General features: G+C 64.9%; 18 protein-coding genes and 1 tRNA gene. 13 read left to right on the top strand and 6 right to left on the bottom strand.

Translation table 11 applies throughout. From position 1 onward, the window contains the following. The first annotated feature begins 38 nt into the window (after positions 1 to 38). The 3 genes from ORS3428_RS09280 to ORS3428_RS31395 all read left to right on the top strand — a co-directional run bounded on the left by ORS3428_RS09280 (position 39) and on the right by ORS3428_RS31395 (position 2,781). Entirely contained in the window at positions 39 to 1,331 is a 1,293-nt protein-coding gene (locus ORS3428_RS09280) for a YcbK family protein (protein ID WP_083355072.1), read from the top strand. A gap of 439 nt (positions 1,332 to 1,770) precedes the next feature. Further along, a tRNA-Glu gene (locus ORS3428_RS09275) sits at positions 1,771 to 1,845 on the top strand. A 243-nt stretch (positions 1,846 to 2,088) separates the two neighbouring features. After that, on the top strand, positions 2,089 to 2,781 hold the full coding sequence (locus tag ORS3428_RS31395; RefSeq protein ID WP_172833673.1) for a GNAT family N-acetyltransferase: 693 nt from the start codon (positions 2,089 to 2,091) through the stop codon (positions 2,779 to 2,781). 12 nt (positions 2,782 to 2,793) lie between these two features. Here the strand turns inward: ORS3428_RS31395 and ORS3428_RS09265 are convergent, their stop codons facing one another. From ORS3428_RS09265 to ORS3428_RS09255, 3 genes are all read right to left on the bottom strand, one after another. Then, positions 2,794 to 3,453 carry an outer membrane protein gene (locus ORS3428_RS09265; RefSeq protein ID WP_071096691.1) on the bottom strand — a complete coding sequence of 220 codons (660 nt, stop codon included), beginning with the start codon at positions 3,451 to 3,453 and terminating at the stop codon, positions 2,794 to 2,796. A gap of 206 nt (positions 3,454 to 3,659) precedes the next feature. Further along, the gene (locus ORS3428_RS09260) at positions 3,660 to 4,907 is read right to left on the bottom strand and encodes an ATP-binding protein (RefSeq protein WP_071096689.1); all 1,248 of its coding nucleotides are present in this window, start codon (positions 4,905 to 4,907) and stop codon (positions 3,660 to 3,662) included. Next, positions 4,904 to 5,629, bottom strand: a complete 726-nt coding sequence (locus ORS3428_RS09255; protein WP_071096801.1) for a response regulator — start codon at positions 5,627 to 5,629, stop codon at positions 4,904 to 4,906. Before ORS3428_RS09255 ends, ORS3428_RS09260 begins: the two co-directional genes overlap by 4 nt. Positions 5,630 to 5,841: 212 nt before the next feature. Between ORS3428_RS09255 and ORS3428_RS09250 the strand changes: the two genes are divergently transcribed. The 8 genes from ORS3428_RS09250 (at position 5,842) to ORS3428_RS09215 (ending at position 17,830) form a co-directional block, all read left to right on the top strand. Further along, positions 5,842 to 6,516, top strand: a complete 675-nt coding sequence (locus ORS3428_RS09250) for a hypothetical protein (RefSeq protein ID WP_071096800.1) — start codon at positions 5,842 to 5,844, stop codon at positions 6,514 to 6,516. Positions 6,517 to 6,640: 124 nt separating this feature from the next. After that, complete coding sequence (locus tag ORS3428_RS09245; protein ID WP_244507902.1) at positions 6,641 to 6,826, top strand: hypothetical protein; 186 nt, start codon at positions 6,641 to 6,643, stop codon at positions 6,824 to 6,826. Further along, entirely contained in the window at positions 6,807 to 7,964 is a 1,158-nt protein-coding gene (locus tag ORS3428_RS09240) for an efflux RND transporter periplasmic adaptor subunit (RefSeq protein ID WP_083355070.1), read from the top strand. The genes ORS3428_RS09245 and ORS3428_RS09240 overlap by 20 nt, the downstream gene beginning before the upstream one ends. Then, positions 7,961 to 11,107 (top strand): efflux RND transporter permease subunit, encoded by a 3,147-nt coding sequence (locus ORS3428_RS09235; RefSeq protein WP_071096684.1) that lies wholly within the window; start codon positions 7,961 to 7,963, stop codon positions 11,105 to 11,107. Before ORS3428_RS09240 ends, ORS3428_RS09235 begins: the two co-directional genes overlap by 4 nt. Then, positions 11,091 to 12,386, top strand: coding sequence for an efflux RND transporter periplasmic adaptor subunit (locus ORS3428_RS09230; RefSeq protein WP_071096682.1), 1,296 nt, complete (start codon positions 11,091 to 11,093; stop codon positions 12,384 to 12,386). Before ORS3428_RS09235 ends, ORS3428_RS09230 begins: the two co-directional genes overlap by 17 nt. A gap of 4 nt (positions 12,387 to 12,390) precedes the next feature. Continuing rightward, entirely contained in the window at positions 12,391 to 15,546 is a 3,156-nt protein-coding gene (locus ORS3428_RS09225; RefSeq protein WP_071096680.1) for an efflux RND transporter permease subunit, read from the top strand. A gap of 11 nt (positions 15,547 to 15,557) precedes the next feature. Continuing rightward, on the top strand, positions 15,558 to 17,045 hold the full coding sequence (locus ORS3428_RS09220; protein WP_071096678.1) for an efflux transporter outer membrane subunit: 1,488 nt from the start codon (positions 15,558 to 15,560) through the stop codon (positions 17,043 to 17,045). Positions 17,046 to 17,143: 98 nt separating this feature from the next. Then, the gene (locus tag ORS3428_RS09215) at positions 17,144 to 17,830 is read left to right on the top strand and encodes an aspartyl/asparaginyl beta-hydroxylase domain-containing protein (RefSeq protein WP_071096676.1); all 687 of its coding nucleotides are present in this window, start codon (positions 17,144 to 17,146) and stop codon (positions 17,828 to 17,830) included. A 2-nt stretch (positions 17,831 to 17,832) separates the two neighbouring features. On the opposite strand, the gene ORS3428_RS09210 is transcribed toward ORS3428_RS09215, so the two are convergent. From ORS3428_RS09210 to ORS3428_RS09200, 3 genes are all read right to left on the bottom strand, one after another. Continuing rightward, positions 17,833 to 18,138: a DUF982 domain-containing protein gene (locus tag ORS3428_RS09210; protein WP_071096674.1), complete on the bottom strand. Its 306-nt coding sequence runs from the start codon at positions 18,136 to 18,138 to the stop codon at positions 17,833 to 17,835. A 225-nt stretch (positions 18,139 to 18,363) separates the two neighbouring features. After that, positions 18,364 to 18,600: a hypothetical protein gene (locus ORS3428_RS09205; protein ID WP_071096671.1), complete on the bottom strand. Its 237-nt coding sequence runs from the start codon at positions 18,598 to 18,600 to the stop codon at positions 18,364 to 18,366. A 114-nt stretch (positions 18,601 to 18,714) separates the two neighbouring features. Continuing rightward, positions 18,715 to 19,110, bottom strand: coding sequence for a hypothetical protein (locus ORS3428_RS09200; protein ID WP_244507901.1), 396 nt, complete (start codon positions 19,108 to 19,110; stop codon positions 18,715 to 18,717). 219 nt (positions 19,111 to 19,329) lie between these two features. On the opposite strand from ORS3428_RS09200, the gene map reads away from it, so the two are divergent. After that, positions 19,330 to 20,157, top strand: coding sequence for a type I methionyl aminopeptidase (gene map / locus ORS3428_RS09195; RefSeq protein WP_071096667.1), 828 nt, complete (start codon positions 19,330 to 19,332; stop codon positions 20,155 to 20,157). 32 nt (positions 20,158 to 20,189) lie between these two features. Beyond that, positions 20,190 to 20,951 (top strand): RadC family protein, encoded by a 762-nt coding sequence (gene radC / locus ORS3428_RS09190; protein WP_071096665.1) that lies wholly within the window; start codon positions 20,190 to 20,192, stop codon positions 20,949 to 20,951. The last annotated feature ends 56 nt before the right edge of the window (positions 20,952 to 21,007 follow it).

Genomic DNA, 21,007 nt, shown 5'->3' with positions numbered 1-21,007 from the left:
AGGGCACTGGAGCGCCGCGGCGATGATGGACGGACCGGATGTCGAGGGGGAATTTTATTTTGAAACCAGCAGGTTGGCGTCTCGGACGAGGGGAAAGCCGCAGCATTGTGGCAGCGCTTTTCTCCGTGCTCCTGGCCTCCTGCACCTCGACCGGCGACCCGACAATGTCGGTCGCTACGCCCGCCTACAATACAACCGCCACCGAGATGAGCGCCTCCACCGGCGCGAAGCCGGCGACCGCGACCGATTCGTCGCTGCAGGTGGCGGCGGCCGCTCCCGATGCGGCATCGACCGTGATGAGCGAGGGCGACACGCCTTTGCCGGAAAAGGTCGCCTATGTGCCGGAGACGCGGCCCGGAGCCACCTTCCCCGCCGTCGCCGTTCCCACGGGCGCCGCTACGATCGCCGGCAACACGCCACAACCGTTGGTGCAGCAGGCTCAGACGGCCGATGAGACGAAAGCCGTCGCCGGCCAAGTTGCCGCCGGCGATGCCGCCGCGGTCGCGTCGCAGGCGCAGGCAACCGTGCAGGCGATGAGCAAAGGCGTTTACGTCACGGCCGGCGAGCCGCAACAGGCGCAGATCGCGGCGCCGAAGAAGAGCTTCTTTGCTTCGCTGTTCAGCACCACGCCGGCCTCGGCCGCGCCGACGCCCATGATCAACACACGGTCGGGCGAACAGCCCGCCGCGCAGGCCAAGACGACAACCGCGCCGCCTCCGGCAAAGCCGATCGTCAACCTCGCCTCGGCGACGCCGGGCGACAAGCCGGTGCAACTGGCGTCCCTCGGCGAGGAAAGCGGCCACATCACCGGCGCCGATGCCTTGCCGGGCGTGCGCCAGACCGCGCTGTTCGAGATCAAGCGCAAGTCCGGCATCGACGACGAGAGCGACGTCGACCTCAACGAGGACGAAGGCGGCGGCTCCTACCAGGTGGCGTCTGCTGCCGGCATGGCGCGCCTCGCGCCCAACGGCCTGTTGAAGCAGAACGAAACCGTCGATGTCGCCTGTCTGAAACCATCGCTCGTGCGCGTGCTGAAGACGATCGAGGGCCATTTCGGCCGCAAGATGATCGTGACCTCCGGCTATCGCGATCCCGCCCGCAACCGCCGCGCCAACGGTGCCAAGAACTCGCTGCACATGTATTGCGCCGCCGCCGACATCCAGGTGCCCGGCGTCTCCAAGTGGGAACTGGCGAGCTATGTCCGCTCCATGCCCGGCCGCGGCGGCGTCGGCACCTACTGCCACACCGAATCGATCCATGTCGACGTCGGCCCCGAGCGCGACTGGAACTGGCGCTGTCGCCGGCGCGGCGGCGGGGGCGAGGACGGCTGATATCTCGCTAGAAGACGGGTCGGCGGCCAACGACCTTCGTTGGAACGAGCCCTGCCGCACAAGCGTTCGCGATTGGCCGAAGCCTTCCGAACTTCGTCATCCTTGGGCGTAGCGACGCGAAGCGGACCCAAGGATCCATGCCATGACCTTGGCCAAGGAATGCAGCGGAGCAAAATTCTGTACCGCCGCAGCACGCTGGCGTCACGGCATGGATTCTATGGTCTGCGCCACGTCGCTTCGCTCCTTGCTCCGCCATAGAATGACGACCGTGAGGGGCGTTCCAGCTAATCTCCAAGGATGCACGGCCAAGTGAGGCTCGAACCGCGCCTTGGCTCGACGAAAAACCGGCTTTTGCCACCTCGTGAAAAAAGTTGTCGCAGGCGGCTGCGGATGGGTTGCCGGTTGCGAACAACGCAATTATAAGCCGCTTCGTCTGAGCGCGCCCATCGTCTAGCGGTTAGGACACCGCCCTTTCACGGCGGTAACAGGGGTTCGATTCCCCTTGGGCGTACCAGACTTTTCATTGGCTTTCGCCGCGCCCGCAAAAATCGTCAAACAACCATCAAATAAAGCTGCTTTAGGCTGCCGCCTGGAGCCAACCGTTATGGCTCGCCCACCACGCTCTGCTATGACCCGTGCTGCCGCCAGCACCCGTTCCGGATTTCCCTGCAGGCGTAGCGGAAGCTTTCTTCCCCTCGGCGGGATTTTGATGACATTGTCCGGCCAGATTTCGATGTGAGTCCCGCAGATGCCCAAAATGCCTCAGGCCGGCCAACACATAGGTTTGCCACCGATAGCCGCCGCTCAAAGGCCGGTATTTGTTGACCGATCCGGCGAAACTTGCCGGATCCGTACCTTGCGTCCAGGTGACGTGAATGAGAGCTTCACACGCTGGCTTGCCGACCCTGCCGTCACCGCCGGATTGAACATGCCAGGTACGACATTGGGGCTCGAATCGTTCCGCTCGTACGTCAGTAGCTTTGACAATGTACGCCGAAACTTGCTGGCAATCCGCCTGCTCGATGACGAACCGATCGGCTTGATCATGATCGAGATCGATCCACGTCACCGCATCGGGTCGCTGCACATCATCGTTGGGGACCAAGCACAACGGAAGCTTCAGATTTCAATCGAAGCAACGCGCCTCGCAATCTGGCATTTGTTCGTCGAACGCAGATTGGAAAAGCTGATGTTCGAGCCGCTGGCTCGAAATCAAGCAGCCGTCACAGCTTGCCGGCTTGGAATGCTGCGTCAGGAAGGCACCCTGCTATCCCACCGACTCGATGCAAAAACGGGCGAACGCCTGGATCAGCTTGTCTTTGCCTTGACCCTGGACGAGTTCAAGAAACGCGTGCGGGTTGTTCCGACCCTTCCGGTTTTTGAGGGACCCGGGTTGTCGCGCCAGTTTGTACGCGACACARCAAAGTCATTCGGCCGCAAGCTTTCCTGAAGCGTCCAGCCGCTAGAAGCGGTACGAGACGCCGAAGTTCAACGTGCCAAACGACGGTTTGAATGTCACCTCGTCGGCGCCATTGCCCCCAACATGAATATCACTGAACAAATAGTGGACATACTCCGTCTTGAGCGCCCAATGCGGAGCAAAAGCGTATTCGACGCCTGCTCCGAACGCGCCGCCGACTTTGGTCGTGTTTACTTCGTCTGCCCCGCCGAAAATCCCGGTTGTCGAAGAGGACGTCTCAAAGCGCGTCACGGCGACGCCGGCTGTGCCGTACAGCAGGAACTGATCCGACGCCAAGAAGCCAGCTCGTGCGCGCGCAGACGCCACCCAGTCCAAATCGTAATCGTATGAGTGGGTCTTGCCGCCGAATATCGGATCTACCCAAGACGAATTCTGGTTGTGAAAGCCCAGGAAATCGAAACTTGCGACACCACCGTAGACGAATTGGCCAGCCTGCCAGTCGTGGCCGGCATAGACGCCACCTATGAACGCCGTGTCGTCGAAATCCGAACCGCTGACGCCCGCAGGACCATCGAATCCGGGATGCGAAAACCCAGCCCCGATCTCCGCGCCTGCGTAGTACCCCGTCCAGTGACCGTCCTGAGCGTTCGCTGGCGCTGCCAGGGCAGCCAAGGCGACCGACGCATAGAAAATCTTGATCATGATATCATCCCCACCCGTAAGCCAATCGATAGCTGACGTGGCGGCGGAATGCTGTAGCAGCGGTACCACAGTAGGCTTGGAGCGCGCGGCCCGTTTTCCACAAGCACAGAAGATTGGAGGCGCGTTTCGGGGATGGCGGAGACGGGCGTGCGTTGCGGTTCATTCCCCGGATGACATCGGCATCGCCCTTTCGTGCATCGAGGGCATCAATGGGGAGCCGCAAACACCACCGTCTGCAGCAACCCACCCCCCGGTCTGTTTTCCAGCCTGATCGTTCCGCCGTAGCGCTCGATGATCTCCTTGGCGATGGCGAGCCCCAGCCCGGCGCCCGGAATGAACTGCGTGCGGGCCGGATCGACCCGGAAGAATGGCTCGAAGGCCTTGTTCAATAGGTCCGGCGGGATGCCGGGGCCGCGGTCGGCGATGGTGAGAACCGCTCGGCCGCCCTGCGCCGCGAGCGAGACGGTGCAGCTTTTGCCGTGCGTGGCGGCGTTGACGATCAGGTTGCGCAGCGCGCGGCGCAGRCCGAGCCCGCCGGCCTTGACCGAGACCTTGTCGAGATGGTCGATCGACACGGCATGGCCGAGCGACACCATCTCGGCCTCGATATCGCGCACCAGCCTGTCCAGTTCCACCGGCTCGACCGCATCCTGATTCACCTCCTCGCGCACCAGCCGGATAGCGCTGTCGGCGATGCGGTCGAGCTCATCGAGGTCACGCAGCCATTTCTCGCGGTCGTCCTCGAGGAATTCGGCGCGCAGCCGCATCCTGGTCATCGGCGTCCTGAGGTCGTGCCCGGCGGCGGCGACCAGGCGCATGCGGCTTTCCATGGCGGCCTTCAGCCGGGCGGAGAGCTGGTTGAGGGCATGCGCGGTGGCCCTGACCTCGGCCGAGCCCTCCTCCGGAACGGTTGCAAGCACGCCGTCCGAGCCGATCTTGCCGACGGCGGTCTCCAGCATTTCCAGCGGCCGCACCAGCACGCCGGTGAAATAGATCGAGATGGCAGTGGCGCCGAGCACGATCAGCGCCATCCATCCAGTAAGCCCGACCCACACAGCCCGCGGCGGGCCGAAATCGGAAATATCGACGATCATCCAACGATGGTCGGGCAGCGCGACCGAAGCGACCATGYCGGCCGGCCCGGCATGGCGGCTGACGACGGCGGAGACGTCGAGGCCTTCGCGGCGCAGCATGTCGTTGAGCACCCGCGAGTGCCTCCGGTCCTCGAAGCCGTCCGCCGGATGGTCGCTGATGGTGACGCGCGCATCGCCCGGGCCCGGCATGCGGCCGGGAACCAGTTGCACCATGTATTGGATCTGGCGAGCGACCGGGCCCATGATCACCTCGGGCGACGGTCCGCCGAGCAGCTTGACTGCTACGAAGGTGGCGAGCCCGACGACGCCGACGATCGAAACCACCAGCAGAACGATCAGCCGCCTGCGTAGCGACCTCATGGCTCGGTCTCCGCCGTCTCGACGCGGGCCGTGAGCTGGTAGCCGCCATTGCGCACGGTCTTGAACAGGTTGTCCTCGCCCGCTTCGGCAAATTTCCGGCGCAGCCGGCTCATCAGCACGTCGACGGAACGGTCGAGCGGATCGCGCTCACGCCCCTGCGTCAGGTCGAGCAGCTGGTCGCGCGACAGGAGCCGCCCCGGCCGGTCGAGGAAGACCTGCAGCAGATCGAATTCGGCACCGGTGAGATCGACCGGCGCGCCCTCGGAATCGGTCACCTTGCGCGTGTCCGGCTCCAGCCGGTAGCCGGCGAACTGGTAGACGCGAACCTTCGGTGGAGCGGCCTGTTCCGGAGCCGCGCGCCTGAGCACCGCGCGGATGCGGGCGGCAAGCTCGCGCGGATTGAACGGCTTGCCGAGATAGTCGTCGGCGCCCAGCTCCAGCCCGATGATGCGGTCTACATCCTCCTTCAGCGCTGTGAGCAGGATGACCGGGATATGCGGCTTGCGGTCACGCAAGGCGCGGCAGATGTCGAGCCCGGAGCCGTCGGGCAGCATGACGTCGAGCACGATGAGGTCGAACAGGCCAGAGCCGAGCTTCTGCTCGCACTCGCGCCGGTCGCCTGCCACCGACACGCGAAAGCCYTGCCCGTCGAGATAACGCCCGAGCAGCGTCCTGATTTCGCGATCGTCGTCGACGACAAGAATGTGGGATTGTGCCTGCATGTCTGCCCGATTTGCCCTTTCGCCCGGATTATAGGGAGCGGCGCCAGCAATCGGCATGGAAAATTGCACCGAATGTTTCCGCGCAGCCCATGGAAACATTCGGAAACAAAACTCCTTTTTCCGGAAACCTTCAGCAACGCGCCGAAGCAAAGCGGCAAAAGACGCTTCCTATCCTCCTGCCTATCGCAAGCATGAGAGAAAGGAACAAGATCATGCGAAGCAGACTTTTGGCGCTCGGCCTGTTTTCCGCCGCGGCGATCCATCCCGTGCTGGCGGGGCAGCCGGACGGGGTGCCGGGCGACGCGCCGCCCCCGATGACCCGGCAGGATGACGCGCATCCGGGCCCGATGCCGTGGCCCGGCCTGCATGGGCCGATGCGGCAGGGGCCGGAAGGCTTCGGCTTCCACCGGATGGGACCGCCGCCGCCTGAAATGCTCGCCGCTCGGCTTTCGGCGCTCGAGACGCGCATCGGTATCCGCTCCGAGCAGCTCGACGCCTGGCGCGACTACACCAGCGCCCTGCAGGCGGTGCTGGCGCCGCCGCGCTTCGACCATGGCCCCGGCGCGCCTGGCGGCCCCGGGCCTGAAGCAGGCGGTCTGGCGACCCCAGGTGGCCCCGATCAGGCGCGGCGCGATCCCTTCGCCTTCCAGGAGCGGCTGGCCGACGAGGTCACCAAGCGCGCGGCTTCGGCGGCAAAGCTGAAGGATGCGATTGCGGTGCTGCGCACCAAGCTGACGCCCGAACAGCTCGAAATCCTCGCTTCGGCGGATCGGCCGCATGGCCCGCCCCCCGGTCCATGGGGCGATCCGCCGGTTGATGCGGCCGGACCCGGAGGTCCGCACGGACAGCTCCCGCCACCCCCACCCGGGAATGGCGAGCAACCCTGACCGGCTGCGCCGGCCGGTCCGCTGATCCACCCGTTCACGGACCGGCCGGTTCTTTTGCGAATTGGCGGACGCGTCCGCGCGACCGCCGTCAAGCATGGAGCGCATGATGATGTGGGAAGCCCTGATGATGCTGCGGCTGCTTACCTCGCTGGGCTCGCCCTTGCCGATCCRCTCCGGCGCCAGTGCCAGGCAACAGATCCTGTCGAAGCAGGCGCTGAAAGGGGCAATCCGGCTGAGCTTCGCCGCTTACAGCCTGTCGCTTCCGATCCCGTCTTCAAGCACTGAAAATCATGACCAGAAAATTGCGTAAAAGGCATCTTCTCCTCGTCGCCGTGCTGGTCGCGGCCGGCGTCGTCGCGATGCTCAAGGCCTATGGCCGCGGCACGCCGGAGCCGGACGTAGCGAAAGCCGCGCCCGCTCAGGCCGCCGCGCTCACCGTTTCCGTGGAGACGGTTGTCTCCCGCCCGATCACATCCTCCGTCAGCGCAACGGGCACCGTCGCCGCATGGCAGGAAGCGACGATCGGCGCGGAGGAAAGTGGGCTGCGCCTGACCGACGTTCTGGTGAAGGAAGGCGACCGTGTGAAGGCCGGCGAAGTCGTCGCCCGGTTGGACGGTGCGCTGCTCAAAACCCAGCTTGCCGAGCAGAAGGCAGCCGTCGCGCAGGCCCAGGCGACGCTCGAATCCGCGCTGTCGGYCGCGGCCCGCGCCAACAAGCTGCTTGCCAGCAATGCCGTCAGCGCCGAAACCGCCGAAGACAAGGCGACCGCGGTCAAGACCGGCAAGGCCGGGGTCGAGCAGGCCGAGGCCGCCACGGAGCGGCTGCAAGCCCAACTCGAGCGGACGACCATCCGCGCGCCCTTCGACGGCATCGTCTCCAGCAAGCCGGCCGTGGCTGGCTCCATCGTCCAGGCAGGCACCGAGCTGATGAAGATCGTCCGCGACGGCAGGCTGGAGGTCGGTGTCCTTGTCCCCGAAAAGAACCTCGCGGCAATCTCGGCCGGTCAGCCGGCGAACATCGTCGATGCATCCGGCCGCGCCTTTTCCGGCAGCGTCTCCTCGATAGCCCAGACGGTCAACGCGACGACCCGGCTCGCTACCGTCTATGTCTCCGTCGGCGGAGGCTCGGGCCTGAAGCCCGGCATGTTTGCCCGCGTGTCGATTGAGACCGGCGCCGCGCAACAGCTCAGCGTCGCCGAGACGGCCCTGGTCTGGCATGACGGCAAACCGGCCGTCTTCGCCGTCGACGATACTGGCAAGGTCAACGCGCGACCCGTTGTGACCGGCGCGCRCCAGAACGGCCGTGTCGCCATCGAAAGCGGGGTGTCGGAAGGCGACCGTGTCGTCGTCGCCGGCGCCGGCTTCCTCAGCGACGGCAACCTCGTGCGTGTCGCCGCCAACGAGACGAACACCGGCAATGAAGCGGGCTCGGCGGAGGCGGCGCGATGAACGCCATCTCCTCCTGGTCGATCCGCAATTCGGTTCCGACCATCGTGCTGTTCCTCTCGCTTGYGATTGCCGGCGTCTATGGCTTCATGCATCTTCGCACCAACAACATGCCCGACATCGACCTGCCGACCGTCACCGTCACGGTGGCGCAGCCGGGCGCGGCGCCGAGCGAGATGGAAGTCCAGGTCGCGCGCGTCATCGAGAATGCGGCGGCGACCTTGGAAGGCGTCGACGACGTCTCGACCTCGATCAGCGAGGGTTCGTCCGTCACCACGGTCGAATTCACCCTCGGCACCGACCCCGAGACCGCGACCAACGATGTCCGCAACGCGGTCTCCRGCGTGCAGTCCAGCCTGCCGGCGGCCGCGCAGACACCGGTGGTGGCGAAGGTCAACGCCACGGGCAATTCGGTGCTGACCTTTGTCGTCGAGGCGCCGACCATGGCGCCCGATGCGCTGAGCTGGTACATCGACAACGACGTCGCCAAGGTCCTGCTCGGCGTCGACGGCGTCTCCAAGATCACCCGTTCCGGCGGCGTCGACCGCGTCATCCGCGTCGAGCTCGACCCCGACCGCCTGGCCGCGCTCGGCATCAGCGCCGGCGATGTCAGCCAGACGCTTGCCGCGAACAACGTCAACCAGCCGGGCGGCCGCGCCAATATCGGTGGCCAGGAGCAGTCGGTGCGCACGCTCGCCAGCGCCACGACGGTGGAGGCGCTGGCCGATACCCGGATCGCGCTCAGCGGCGCCGGCGACGTCAAGCTCTCCGACCTCGGCACCGTCGTCGACAGCTGGGAAAAGCCGCGCCAGGCCGCCTATCTCGACGGCAGGCAAGTCGTCGCCTTCAATGTCTACAGGTCGGTCGGCTCGAGCGAGATCGATGTCGTCAAGGCCGCGCGCGCCGCGATCGCCGAAATGGGCGCGAATACCACCAAGGCAAAGTTCACCGAGGTCACCTCCTCGTCCGGCTTCGTCCAGGAGAGCTACGATGCGGCCCTCGAAGCGCTCTGGCTCGGCGCCTTGCTCGCCGTCGGTGTCGTCTGGCTGTTCCTGCGCGACATCAGGGCAACGCTGGTGTCGGCGGTGGCGATGCCATTGTCGCTGATCCCGACCTTCGCGGTGATGGCGGCCTTCGACATCTCGCTCAACAACATCACCTTGCTGGCGCTGTCGCTGGTCGTCGGCATCCTCGTCGACGACGCGATCGTCGAGATCGAGAACATCGTGCGCCACATGCGCCAGACCGGCGTCAGCGCCTACCAGGCGGCGATCGAGGCGGCCGATGAGATCGGGCTTGCCGTGGTGGCAACGACCGCGACCATCGTCGCCGTGTTCCTGCCGGTTGCCTTCATGCCCGGCATTCCCGGCAAATTCTTCTTCTCTTTCGCGGTCGCCGTCTGCGTATCGGTACTGTTCTCGCTGCTGGTGGCACGCATGCTCACCCCGCTGATGGGCGCCTATCTGGTGCGCGCCGGCGGCCACAGCGAGGACGACCAGCCGGCCTGGGTGCCGACCTATCTCTGGCTCTTGCGGAAGGCGCTCAGCCATCGCTGGATCACGCTCCTTGCCGGCATCGCCTTCTTCGTCGGCTCCATGGCGCTGGCAACCCGGCTTCCGACCGAATTCATGGCGGCAGCCGATCGCGGCCGCTCGATGATTTCCGTCGAGCTGCCGCCTGGCTCGACGATCGAGCAGACGACGGCCGTGGTCCAGGACATCACCGGACGGCTTGAAAAGGAGCCGGTCGTCGACAGCGTGTTCGCCACCATCGGCACGGCCGCTTCGTCGGGCGGAGGGCCGAACCAAAGCGCAAGCTCTGCCGAAGTGCGCACCGCGACCGTCACGGTCAACCTTAAGCCGCGCGCCGAGCGGAGGATGAGCCAGCAGCAGTTCGAGGCCGAAGCATCGCCCAAGCTCAACGACATTCCAGGCGCCCGCATCCAGTTCGGCGCCGACGGCTTCGCCGGCGCCAAGGTGTCGATCACGCTGGTCGGCGACGACGACGCGGCGCTCGAGAAGGCGAGCAACGCGCTGGTCGAGCAAATGAAATCGGTTCCGGGCCTCATCAACCCGACCTCGACGGCCGCAACTACCAAGCCCGAGCTGATCGTGCGTCCCGACAGCGCCAAGGCTGCCGAGCTCGGCGTCACGCCGACCGAGATCGCCGCGACGGTGAAGATCGCCACCATCGGCGACACCGACACCAGCCTGGCGAAATTCAACCTCGGCGACCGTCAGGTGTCGATCGTCGTCACCCTCCCCGACGGCGCCATCGACGATCCCGCCAAGCTTGCAGTTCTGCCGCTGACCGGCAGCAAGGGCACGGTGCCGCTCGGCGCCGTCGCCGACATCGGCTTCAATGCCGGACCGAACAGCATCACACGGGTGGACCGCAGCCGCAGTGCGACGATAGAGGCCGACCTCTCCGGCCTGACGCTCGGCCAGGCGACCACAGCCATTCGCGCGCTGCCGGTCATGAAGGACCTGCCGCAGGGCGTGCACGAGCTGGCGCGCGGCGATGCCCAGCGCATGCAGGAGCTGTTCACGGGCTTTGCCACCGCGATCGCCGCCGGCATCATCCTCATGTATCTGACGCTTGTCTTGCTCTTCCGCAGCTTCGTGCAGCCGGTGACCATTCTGGTCGCGCTGCCGCTTTCGGTCGGCGGCGCGCTCGGCTTCCTTCTCGTCACCGGCAAGGCGCTTGGCATCTCGCCATTGATCGGCATACTGATGCTGATGGGCATCGCGGCCAAGAACTCGATCCTGCTCGTCGAATATGCCCTGGTCGCCGAGAAGGAGCATGGCATGAGCCGCTTCGAGGCACTGCTCGACGCTGCCCGCAAGCGGGCTCGGCCCATCGTCATGACATCGATCGCCATGGGCGCCGGCATGCTGCCGATCGCGCTCGGCATCGGCGCCGACGCCGAAACGCGGGCGCCGATGGCGATCGCCGTCATCGGCGGACTGCTCTCCTCGACCGTGCTCAGTCTCGTCTATGTCCCGGTGGTCTACACCTTCATGGACGATATCCAGCGTTTCCTCGCCCGCCATCTCGGCAAGCTGCTGGTCGAAGCGCCCGGCGCCACCGGCCGTGCGGCGACCGCAACTCCAGGGAAAGATCCAGCCGATGCATATCCAGCCTAGTCATTCTCTTTCGCCGACGAGGCCACGTCGCCTCTCTCCCTGGGCAGGAATGCTGTGCGCGGCGCTCCTTCTGGCGGCCTGTTCGCAGGAAAAGAGCCAGGTTCCCACGGGCATGGGCGGCGTTGGCCGGCCCGAGGTCGGCGTCGTCACCTTGCATCCGCAGTCCGTCGCGATCACTGCCGAACTGCCCGGCCGAACCGCAGCCTCCCTCATCGCCGAGGTGCGCCCGCAGGTCGATGGCATCATCCAGCAGCGACTGTTCCAGGAAGGCGCGGAGGTCGTGCCCGGACAGCCGCTCTACCTTATCGATCCGGCAAGCTACAAGGCAGCTTATGACAGCGCCGTCGCCGCTCAGCAGAAAGCCGAAGCGGCGCTCTCCACCGCGCAAGCCAAGTTCGACCGCTATGCCGGATTGCTGAAGCAGCATGTGGTCTCGAAGCAAGACTATGACGATGTTGCGGCGACACTGGCCCAGTCTCAAGCCGATGTGGCGTCAGCCAAGGCGAGCGTCGAGACCGCGCGCATCAGCCTCGATCGCACCTCGATCACCGCGCCGATCGCCGGCCGGATCGACAAATCGACGCTGACGCCCGGAGCGCTTGTCACCGCCAACCAGCAAGCAGTGCTGACCACCATTCGCGCGCTCGACCCGATCAACGTCGACGTCACGCAGTCCAGCACCAATCTGCTCAACCTGCGGCAGGCAATCAGCGAAGGGCGGCTGAAGTTCAGCGGGCCCAACATCAGCGTCAAGCTGAAGCTCGACAACGGCGCCGTCTATTCGCGAACCGGCAAGTTGGAATTCGCCGGCGCCAATGTCGACCAGACAACCGGCACATTCGCGCTCAGAGCCCAGTTCCCCAATCCCGACCATCTCCTCCTCCCGGGCATGTATGTGCGTGCCATTGTCGAGGAAGGCGTCGCACCGAACAGCTTCCTGGTGCCGCAGCGCGCCGTCAGCCGCAATCCCAAGGGCGAAGCGACGGCAATGGTGGTGAATGCTCAGGGCAAGGTTGAATCGCGCATTCTTAGCGTGCGCAACAGCGTCGGTAACAACTGGCTGGTGGATTCCGGCGTCGGCGACGGCGACCGCGTTATCGTCGAGGGGCTGCAGCTGGCACGCGCCGGCGGCGACGCCACCCCGCTCGAGGTGACGATCGACGAGGCGACCGGCGAGATCAAGGATCGGCAGCAGACCTCCGCCGCGGCCGCACCGGCTGGTGGCAGTTCCGGCGGCGGCGCCGGAAAGCAGCCGGCGTCGGGCTCAACCGGGAACTGAGGCGATGTCGACTTTCTTCATCAACCGGCCGATCTTTGCCTGGGTGATCGCCATCGTGATCATGTTGGGCGGCTTGCTCGCGCTCCGCTCGTTGCCGATCTCGCAATATCCGCAGATCGCTCCGACCACGGTGAACATCAGCGCCAGCTATCCCGGCGCCGACGCCCAGACGGTGGAGAACTCGGTGACCAAGGTCATCGAGCAGGGCATGACCGGCATTGACAATCTCGACTACATGACGGCGACCTCGACATCGACCGGACAGGCCTCGATCACGCTGACCTTCACCAGCGCCGCCAATCCCGACACCGCCCAGGTGCAGACCCAGAACAAGCTGCAGCTGGTGCAGTCGCAGCTGCCTCAGGTCGTCCAGAGCAACGGCATCACCGTCTCCAAATCCTCGACCGGCTTCCTGATGGTCGTCGGCTTCGTTTCCGGCGACGGCAAGATGAACTCGACCGACCTCGCCGACTATGTCGACAGCACAATCAACGACACGCTAAAGCGCGTCGAAGGTGTCGGCTCGACACAGCTTTTCGGCTCCGGCTACGCCATGCGCATCTGGCTCGATCCCGACAAGCTCGCCAAATATGCGCTGATGCCGAGCGATATAGCCGCGGCGATTCAGGCGCAGAACACGCAGGTTTCGGCCGGTCAGCTCGGCGGCCTRCCGGCGCGCAAGGGACAGCAGCTCAATGCCACGGTGACGGCCAGGAGCCGTCTGCAAACTCCCGAGCAGTTCCGCAGCATCATTCTGAAGAGCAACACCGACGGCTCGCTGGTTAGGCTGAACGACGTGGCCAGGGTCGAGATCGGCGCCGAAAGCTACACCACGTCCGCCCATTACAACGGCAGGCCATCGGCCGGCGTCGCCGTCAGCCTGGCGACAGGCGCCAATGCAATCAGTACCGCCGAGGCGGTGCGCGCGACGATCGACCGCCTGAGCCCGACTTTCCCGCAAGGGGTTGAGGTCGTCTATCCATACGACACTGCGCCATTCGTGCGCCTGTCGATCGAGGAAGTGGTCAAGACGCTGACCGAGGCGATCGTGCTGGTGTTCCTGGTCATGCTGCTTTTCCTGCAGAACCTGCGCGCGACCCTCATCCCGACGATCGCTGTCCCGGTGGTGCTGCTCGGCACCTTCGGCGTGCTCTCCTTCTTCGGCTACTCGATCAACACGCTGACGATGTTCGCCATGGTGCTCGCCATCGGCCTGCTCGTCGACGACGCCATCGTCGTGGTCGAGAATGTCGAACGCGTAATGCAGGAGGAAGGCCTGCCGCCGCGAGAGGCGACGCGCAAGTCGATGCACGAGATCACCGGCGCCTTGATCGGTATCGCCACGGTGCTTTCGGCGGTGTTCGTGCCGATGGCTTTCTTCGGCGGCTCCACCGGCATCATCTATCGTCAGTTCTCGGTGACGATCGCCTCGGCGATGGTGCTGTCTGTTCTCGTCGCGCTGGTGCTGACGCCGGCGCTCTGCGCCACGATCCTGCGGCCGCCCAGGGATCACGCAACGCAGAGAGGTCCGTTCGGCTGGTTCAACCGTGCCTTCGACCGCGGCACAACAGCCTATCGCGACGGCTCATACGGCATCATCAAGCGGGGCAAGCGCTTCCTCCTCGTTTTCCTGGCAATCGTTATCGCCATGGGCTGGATGTTCGTACGCCTGCCCAGCTCGTTCCTGCCGGATGAAGACCAGGGCATCCTGATCACCAGCGTGCAGTTGCCCGTCGGCGCGACGCAGGATCGGACCGAGCGCGTGCTGGCCACCGTAACCGACCACTATTTGAACGAGGAGAAGGATGCGGTCGAAGGCGTCTTCACCGCCTCCGGCTTCGGCTTCGGCGGCGCCGGACAGAATGTCGGCATCGCGTTCGTGCGGCTGAAGGATTTCGACAAGCGTACGTCGCCGGCGCTGGCGGCCAAGGCGGTCGCCGGCCGCGCGATGGGAGCCTTCTCCAAGATCAGGGATGCGCAGGTCTTTGCGCTCACCCCTCCCGCCATCCAGGGGTTCGGCAACACCAGCGGCTTCGACTTCTATCTGCAGGACGTCAATGGCGCCGGCCATGAAGCGCTGATCCAGACGCGCGACCAGCTTCTCGGCCTTGCCGCGCAGAGTAAGGTGCTCGCCAACACGCGCCCCAACGGTCAGGAAGATCAACCGCAGTTCTCGGTCGATGTCGATCAGGAAAAGGCAAGCGCCCTCGGGATAGGCCTTTCTGACATCAACAACACGCTCTCCACCGCCTGGGGCAGCAACTTCGTCAACGACTTCATCGATCGCGGCCGGGTCAAGCCCGTCTATCTGCAGGCCGATGCGGACTTCCGCATGCAGCCGGAAGACCTGGACAAATGGCAGGTCCGCAATTCCGGTGGCGCCATGGTCCCGTTCTCGGCCTTCGCCTCGAGCCACTGGACATACGGCTCTCCACGGCTCGAGCGCTACAACGGCTCGGCGGCTGTGGAAATCCAGGGTGCAGCGGCGGCCGGCGTGAGTTCAGGCGCCGCCATGGACGAGATCGACAGGTTGGTTGCGCAACTGCCCGCCGGATATTCGCATGAGTGGACGGGGCTGTCGCATCAGGAGCGGCTTTCCGGCAACCAAGCGATGTCGCTCTATTTGATTTCGGCGCTCGTCGTTTTCCTTTGCCTCGCCGCGCTTTACGAGAGCTGGTCGATCCCGTTCGCAGTCATGCTGTCGGTGCCGATCGGCATCTTCGGCGCGCTCGCGGCGGCGAGCCTGTTCGGGCAGACTAACGACGTCTACTTCAAGGTCGGGCTGCTGACCACGATCGGTCTCGCCTCCAAGAACGCCATCCTCATCGTCGAGTTCGCCCTTGAGCGGCAGGCGGCGGGAATGGGTCTGGTCGAGGCGACGCTGGAAGCGGCGCGGCAGCGGCTGCGGCCGATCCTGATGACGTCGCTGGCCTTCATTCTCGGCGTCACGCCACTGGCAATCGCCAGCGGCGCCGGCTCTGGCGCGCAGAACTCCGTCGGCATCGGCGTGATGGGCGGCATGATCGCGGCGACGGCGATCGGCGTGTTCCTCGTGCCGCTGCTCTTCGTCACGGTGCGCCGCATCTTCAAGGGCAAGGCGGCCAAGCAAGATTCTGGGCAGGATACGGGCGGGACGCCAGCCACAGCCACTCAGCAATAAGGGTTTCAGTCATGACAGGTTTCRAACGCGGTCTGCGGACCGCGAAGGGGCTGCTTTTGCCCGCCTTCACCGCCTTTCTGCTCTCCGGATGCGTCGTCGGGCCGGACTATCGGATGCCCTTGTTGGCCGTGCCGGCAATCTGGAGCGACCGGAAGGCGACGGAGCCGGCCAAGCCGGCCGAATTGTCGAAATGGTGGCTGAAGCTGCGCGATCCCGATCTCAACCAGCTGGTCGAGGAAGCGGTTGCCGGCAATCTGGACGTGGCGACGGCCAAGGCCAAGATCCGCGAGGCGCGCGCGTCCTACCGACAAAGCGCAGGCATATTGCTGCCGTCGGCGGACGGCTCCGGCTCGGCCACCCGTAACAAGTCAGCCGCGACCACGTCGGGCTCGAACGCCATCTATAGCGAATACCAGGCCGGCTTTGACGCAAGCTGGGAGCTCGATCTCTTCGGCGCCAACCGCAGGAGTGTCGAGGCCGCCCGCTACGGATTGGATGCTTCGGAAGAAAGCCTGCGCTCGACCCTGCTGACCTTGATCGGCGATGTCGCCTCCAACTACATCCAGGCACGCGGCTACCAGACGCGCATCGCGCTTGCCCGGCGCTCGGCCGCATCGCAAAGGCAGACCGCCGAGCTCACCCGCACCATGGCCTTGGCCGGCACGGCGACCGCTGCCGATGTCGCCAAGGCCATGGGACAGGCAAGCAGCACGGAAGCCGACGTCCCGACCCTGGAAGCGAGCTATGCCGAAGCGGTGCACCGCCTTTCGGTGCTCACCGGCCGTCCGCCGGCGGYGTTGGTCGAGCGGCTGAAGCGCCCCACATCGATCCCGGCGCCGCGCCTGCCGATCCCGACCGGCATTCCGGCCGACATCCTGCTTACCCGCCCCGACGTGCGGATGGCCGAGCGGCAATATGCCCAGTCCACGGCCAAGATCGGCCAGGCAGACGCGGCGCGCTACCCGAGCGTCAGCCTGACGGGAGACATCAGCACCACCGCTCTGAAGCTCGGCGATCTCGGCAGGAATTCCACCATCGGCTGGTCCTTTGGACCGGCGCTCAGCGTGCCGCTGTTCAACGGCGGCCAGCTGCGGGCTGCGGTCGACATCGCCAAAGCCCAGCGCGACCAATATTTCATTGCCTACAAGGCCGCCGTGCTGACGGCGTTGGAAGATGTGGAAAACGCCACGGTCTCTCTGTCGCAGGAGCGGATCAGGAACGGCAAGCTCGCCTCTTCCGCGAAATCCTATRGCGATGCCGCCCGACTCGAACGAACGCTCTACAAGGCGGGCGAGACGAGCCTTCTCGACGTGCTGGATGCAGAGCGGTCGCTCTACTCGGCCGAAGACACCCTGCTGCAGAGCCGGGTGTCGATCGCCACCGATTACATCGCACTCAACAAGGCGCTCGGCGGCGGTTGGGACGGCACGATCGACAGCACCAGGCCCGAAGTCATCGACGCCGGGACCGGTCCGCGGCTGGTCTCGAGCACGCAGTGATACGAAACCGAACTACGCCTGAACCCGCGGAACAAATCTCCGTGAGCAATAGCTGAAAGCAATCATCCACTATACTATAACTTGATCGGGACAATGCGATGTCGAACGTCTACGATCTAGGCACCGATCTGATACGGCGTATCTATGAAAAGCGCATAGATGCACCAGCGATTCTTGATATCAGCACCCATTTTCCCAACGCGACGAAATTCGCGGCTGCCTGGCAGAGTATTCGCGACGAAGCCTTGTCGGTGCAGTTGAACAGGGTGCCGCGCTTCCACGACATCATGCCGGAACAGGTAGGCATTTCGGCCAATGACGGCCTCGATTGGCGCATGTTCGTGCTCAAGGCCTATGACATGCCGGTTCGCGAAAACCTTGCGCGCATGCCGACACTCACCCGGCTGTTGTCCGAATGTCCCGAGGTCAAATCGGCGGCGGTCTCATTCCTGGCGCCGCGCAAGCACATCCCGCCCCATCGCGGCCCCTTTCGCGGTATCATGAGATTTCATCTCGGCCTGGTTATCCCGAAACAGGCTGATGGCCGTCCGGCGACGATCATGATGATCAACCATCAGGAAAAGCGGATATCCGACGGAGAGTGCATGCTGTGGGACGATGCTTTCGAGCATGAGGTCATGAACACCGCCGATCAGGCGCGCATCGCCTTGCTGCTTGACGTGTGGCGCCCGCAGATGCCGCTGGACATGGAAATCCTGTCGCGCCTGATCGTCCGCGGTGTGCAGGTGGGGATGCACTACAGGGGCGTCTCTTTCGCGGGTTGAGGCTAGACCCTGGCCTCGCGAAATCCCTTCGCGCTGGCGCCGCGCTTGACGGGCAACATCATATCCTTGGCGAGCAGCCCGCTGACGCGGCAGAACGCCATGAACGCGCGGCAGGCGTCCTCGCTGCTTGCCACGTCGACCGTCGCGCCGAAGCAGGCATTGAAAGCCATCTCGTAGAGCTTGCCCTGGCGGCGCTTCGGCCAGTTTTGCAGGAGGTCGAGCGCCTGCTCAACGCTGTAAATTTCCTCGACCGGCAGGCCGGGCGCGGGCGCGATGCGCACCGGCACCTCGAATTGCAGTCTGTCCATTCCCCAGTCTCCCGAACCCGACAAAGCCAGAGCAACGCCGTTCGTTCTGAAAAGTTGCCTTGACGGATTTCTGATTCAGGAATGTGACCTCAGTGCGGTCAGGCGGACCGAGCCTGCGAGCGGCGGGTCGCCCCTCGGCCGCATGCTGCATGGAAATAGCTGCTCGTTCGACAGGGCGATGCAGCCGGCAACGCCCTGTCACCAGTATCCGCATAGCAGTAGCGCCTACTGGTTCGCCGGGTCAGTCTCCGCCTCGTAGGCCATGCGAGAGGCCACCATCAGCAGATAGGCGGACGGCCCGGCGAACATGACGCCGAGCACGATTGCCGCCGCACCTTCGATGCGAAGCGTTTCGGCGATTGCCCAGTAGACGGTGCCGATGCAGATGATCGCCTGAACGGCGAGAAACAGCGCTGCGGCAGCCGCGCGGGTGAGCGTTTTGAACGTCTTGATGCGTTGCATTGAGGAATGTCCGAATTGACGCGCCAAGCGACCGGCGGACGGCCGGTAGCCGTCGCCAGGTCGAACGCGTATGAATGTTTGGGCTGTGAAGGCTGCGGTCCGAGACCGCCGGACTCAGGCGGTCGGTGGCGCGCGAGGCTGGTTGGTATGCGAAAGTGGCGCCGCCTCAATGGGCGGCACGATGCCGGCACCTGCCGGCAAACCCTCGCCAACAATGAGGACATCGGAAGCCGGCACGAGCGCGCCGGTATTGCCGCTGACGAGCTTAATGGGCAGTGGCCGCCCGGCTCGGACTTCGACGGCCTGCGCCTTGCCGCTGATCCTCGGCAGCGCGAGCGTTTCACCCTGCCGCGCTGCGCTGATACCGGCGCCGCCCGAGACCGCGGCTGTTGAGGCGGAGACGTCTGCCTGGGCGTAGCCTGCCAGCGCCAGCACGAGCAGCGCCATCAGGGCCGAGCACACGGTCCTCACTGGCAACAGCGTCGATCTTGGGCGTTCCGATGCCGTCAACGGCACAATCTCCTCTATGCAGACCCGCCCTACCCCATGGGTTGGCGAAAGGAAAGCTCTGCGGTGAACCCGTCGACGCACCGACCGTACGCCAGCGAATATTCCCCGCGGCAGCCCGGCCGACGGCACTTCGTCCTTGAACCTTGCGGCTTCCGGTGCCAAATCTGGAGAAAATTTCCGCATCGGCTCGCGTTAGGAGYCAACCCGCAAACGGACAAAATGGTTACCTATCTCGACGCCGCCACTGCCCCTTTGAGAAACACCGGCCAGATCCGCCTCTATGGCGAGGAAGGATTTGCGGGCATGCGCAAGGCCTGYGACCTCACCGCGCGCTGCCTCGACGAACTGGTGTCGATGGTGAAGCCCGGTGTGACCACGGAGGCCATCGACCGCTTCGTCTTCGAGTTCGGCATGGACCACGGCGCGCTGCCGGCGACGCTCAACTATCGCGGCTACACCAAGTCGTCCTGCACCTCGATCAACCATGTCGTCTGCCACGGCATTCCGGACAATAAGCCGCTGAAGGACGGCGACATCGTCAACATCGACGTCACCTATATCCTGGACGGCTGGCACGGCGATTCCTCGCGCATGTATCCGGTGGGCACGATCAAGCGGGCCGCCGAGCGCCTGCTCGAGGTGACTTACGAATGCCTGATGCGCGGCATTGCCGCCATCAAGCCCGGCGCCCGCACCGGCGCCATCGGCGCTGCGATCCAGACCTATGCCGAGGCCGAGCGCTGCTCGGTGGTACGCGACTTCTGCGGCCACGGCGTCGGCCAGCTTTTTCACGACGCGCCGAATATTCTGCACTACGGCACTGCCAACGAAGGCGTCGAGATGCGGCCCGGCATGATCTTCACCGTCGAGCCGATGATCAATCTCGGCCGRCCCCATGTGAAGGTGCTGTCGGACGGCTGGACGGCGGTAACACGCGACCGCTCGCTCTCGGCGCAATACGAGCACACRATCGGCGTCACCGACACCGGCTGCGAGATCTTCACGCTGTCGCCGAAAAAGCTCGACCGCCCCGGCTTGCCAGCCTAGGCTTCGACCAAGGCCTGGAGGGAGGGGCGGGCATGGGGAAAGTCGAGGACGAACGGGCGTTCTTTTCCGAAGCCTGGATCGAACCGCCGCAGAAATCACGGAAAAAGACCGCGGAAGCGGAGAAGCCGCATTACCACGGCCATCGCGATCGCCTGCGCGAGCGCTTCCTTACTGGCGGCCCGGACGCCCTGCCCGATTACGAGCTGCTGGAGCTGCTGCTGTTCCGGCTGATCCCGCGCGTCGACACCAAGCCGATCGCCAAGGCGCTGATCGCCCGCTTCGGCTCGCTCGCCGAGGTGCTCGGCGCGCCGGCGTCCTTGTTGGAGGAAGTGAAAGGCATCGGCCCGGCGGTGGCGACCGATCTCAAGGTTATCGCCGCCACAGCCCAGCGCATGGCGCGCGGCGAGGTGCGCGGCCGCGAGGTTCTATCCAACTGGACGCAGCTTCTCGACTATTGTCGCTCGGCCATGGCCTTCGAGAGCCGAGAGCAATTCCGCATCCTGTTCCTCGACAAGAAGAACGGGCTGATCGCCGACGAGGTGCAGCAGACCGGCACCGTGGATCACACGCCGGTCTATCCGCGCGAGGTGGTGAAACGCGCGCTGGAACTCTCCGCCAGCGCCATCATCCTGGTCCACAACCACCCGTCCGGCGACCCGACGCCCTCGCGCGCCGACATCGAGATGACCAAGCAAATCATCGATACGGCCAAGCCCCTCGGCATTGCGGTCCACGATCACATCATCATCGGCCGCAAGGGCAATGCCTCGATGAAAGGCCTGCTACTGATCTAAGGCCTTAACCGCTCCCGAAGATCCGGGCGCGAAGAGCAACGTTTCGCCGCCGGATA

This window comes from Mesorhizobium sp. ORS 3428 (genome assembly GCF_001854785.1).
Classification (GTDB): Bacteria; Pseudomonadota; Alphaproteobacteria; order Rhizobiales; family Rhizobiaceae; genus Mesorhizobium.
Note: the sequence above shows the minus strand (reverse complement) of the source record. Positions and strands in the feature narration are given on the sequence as shown.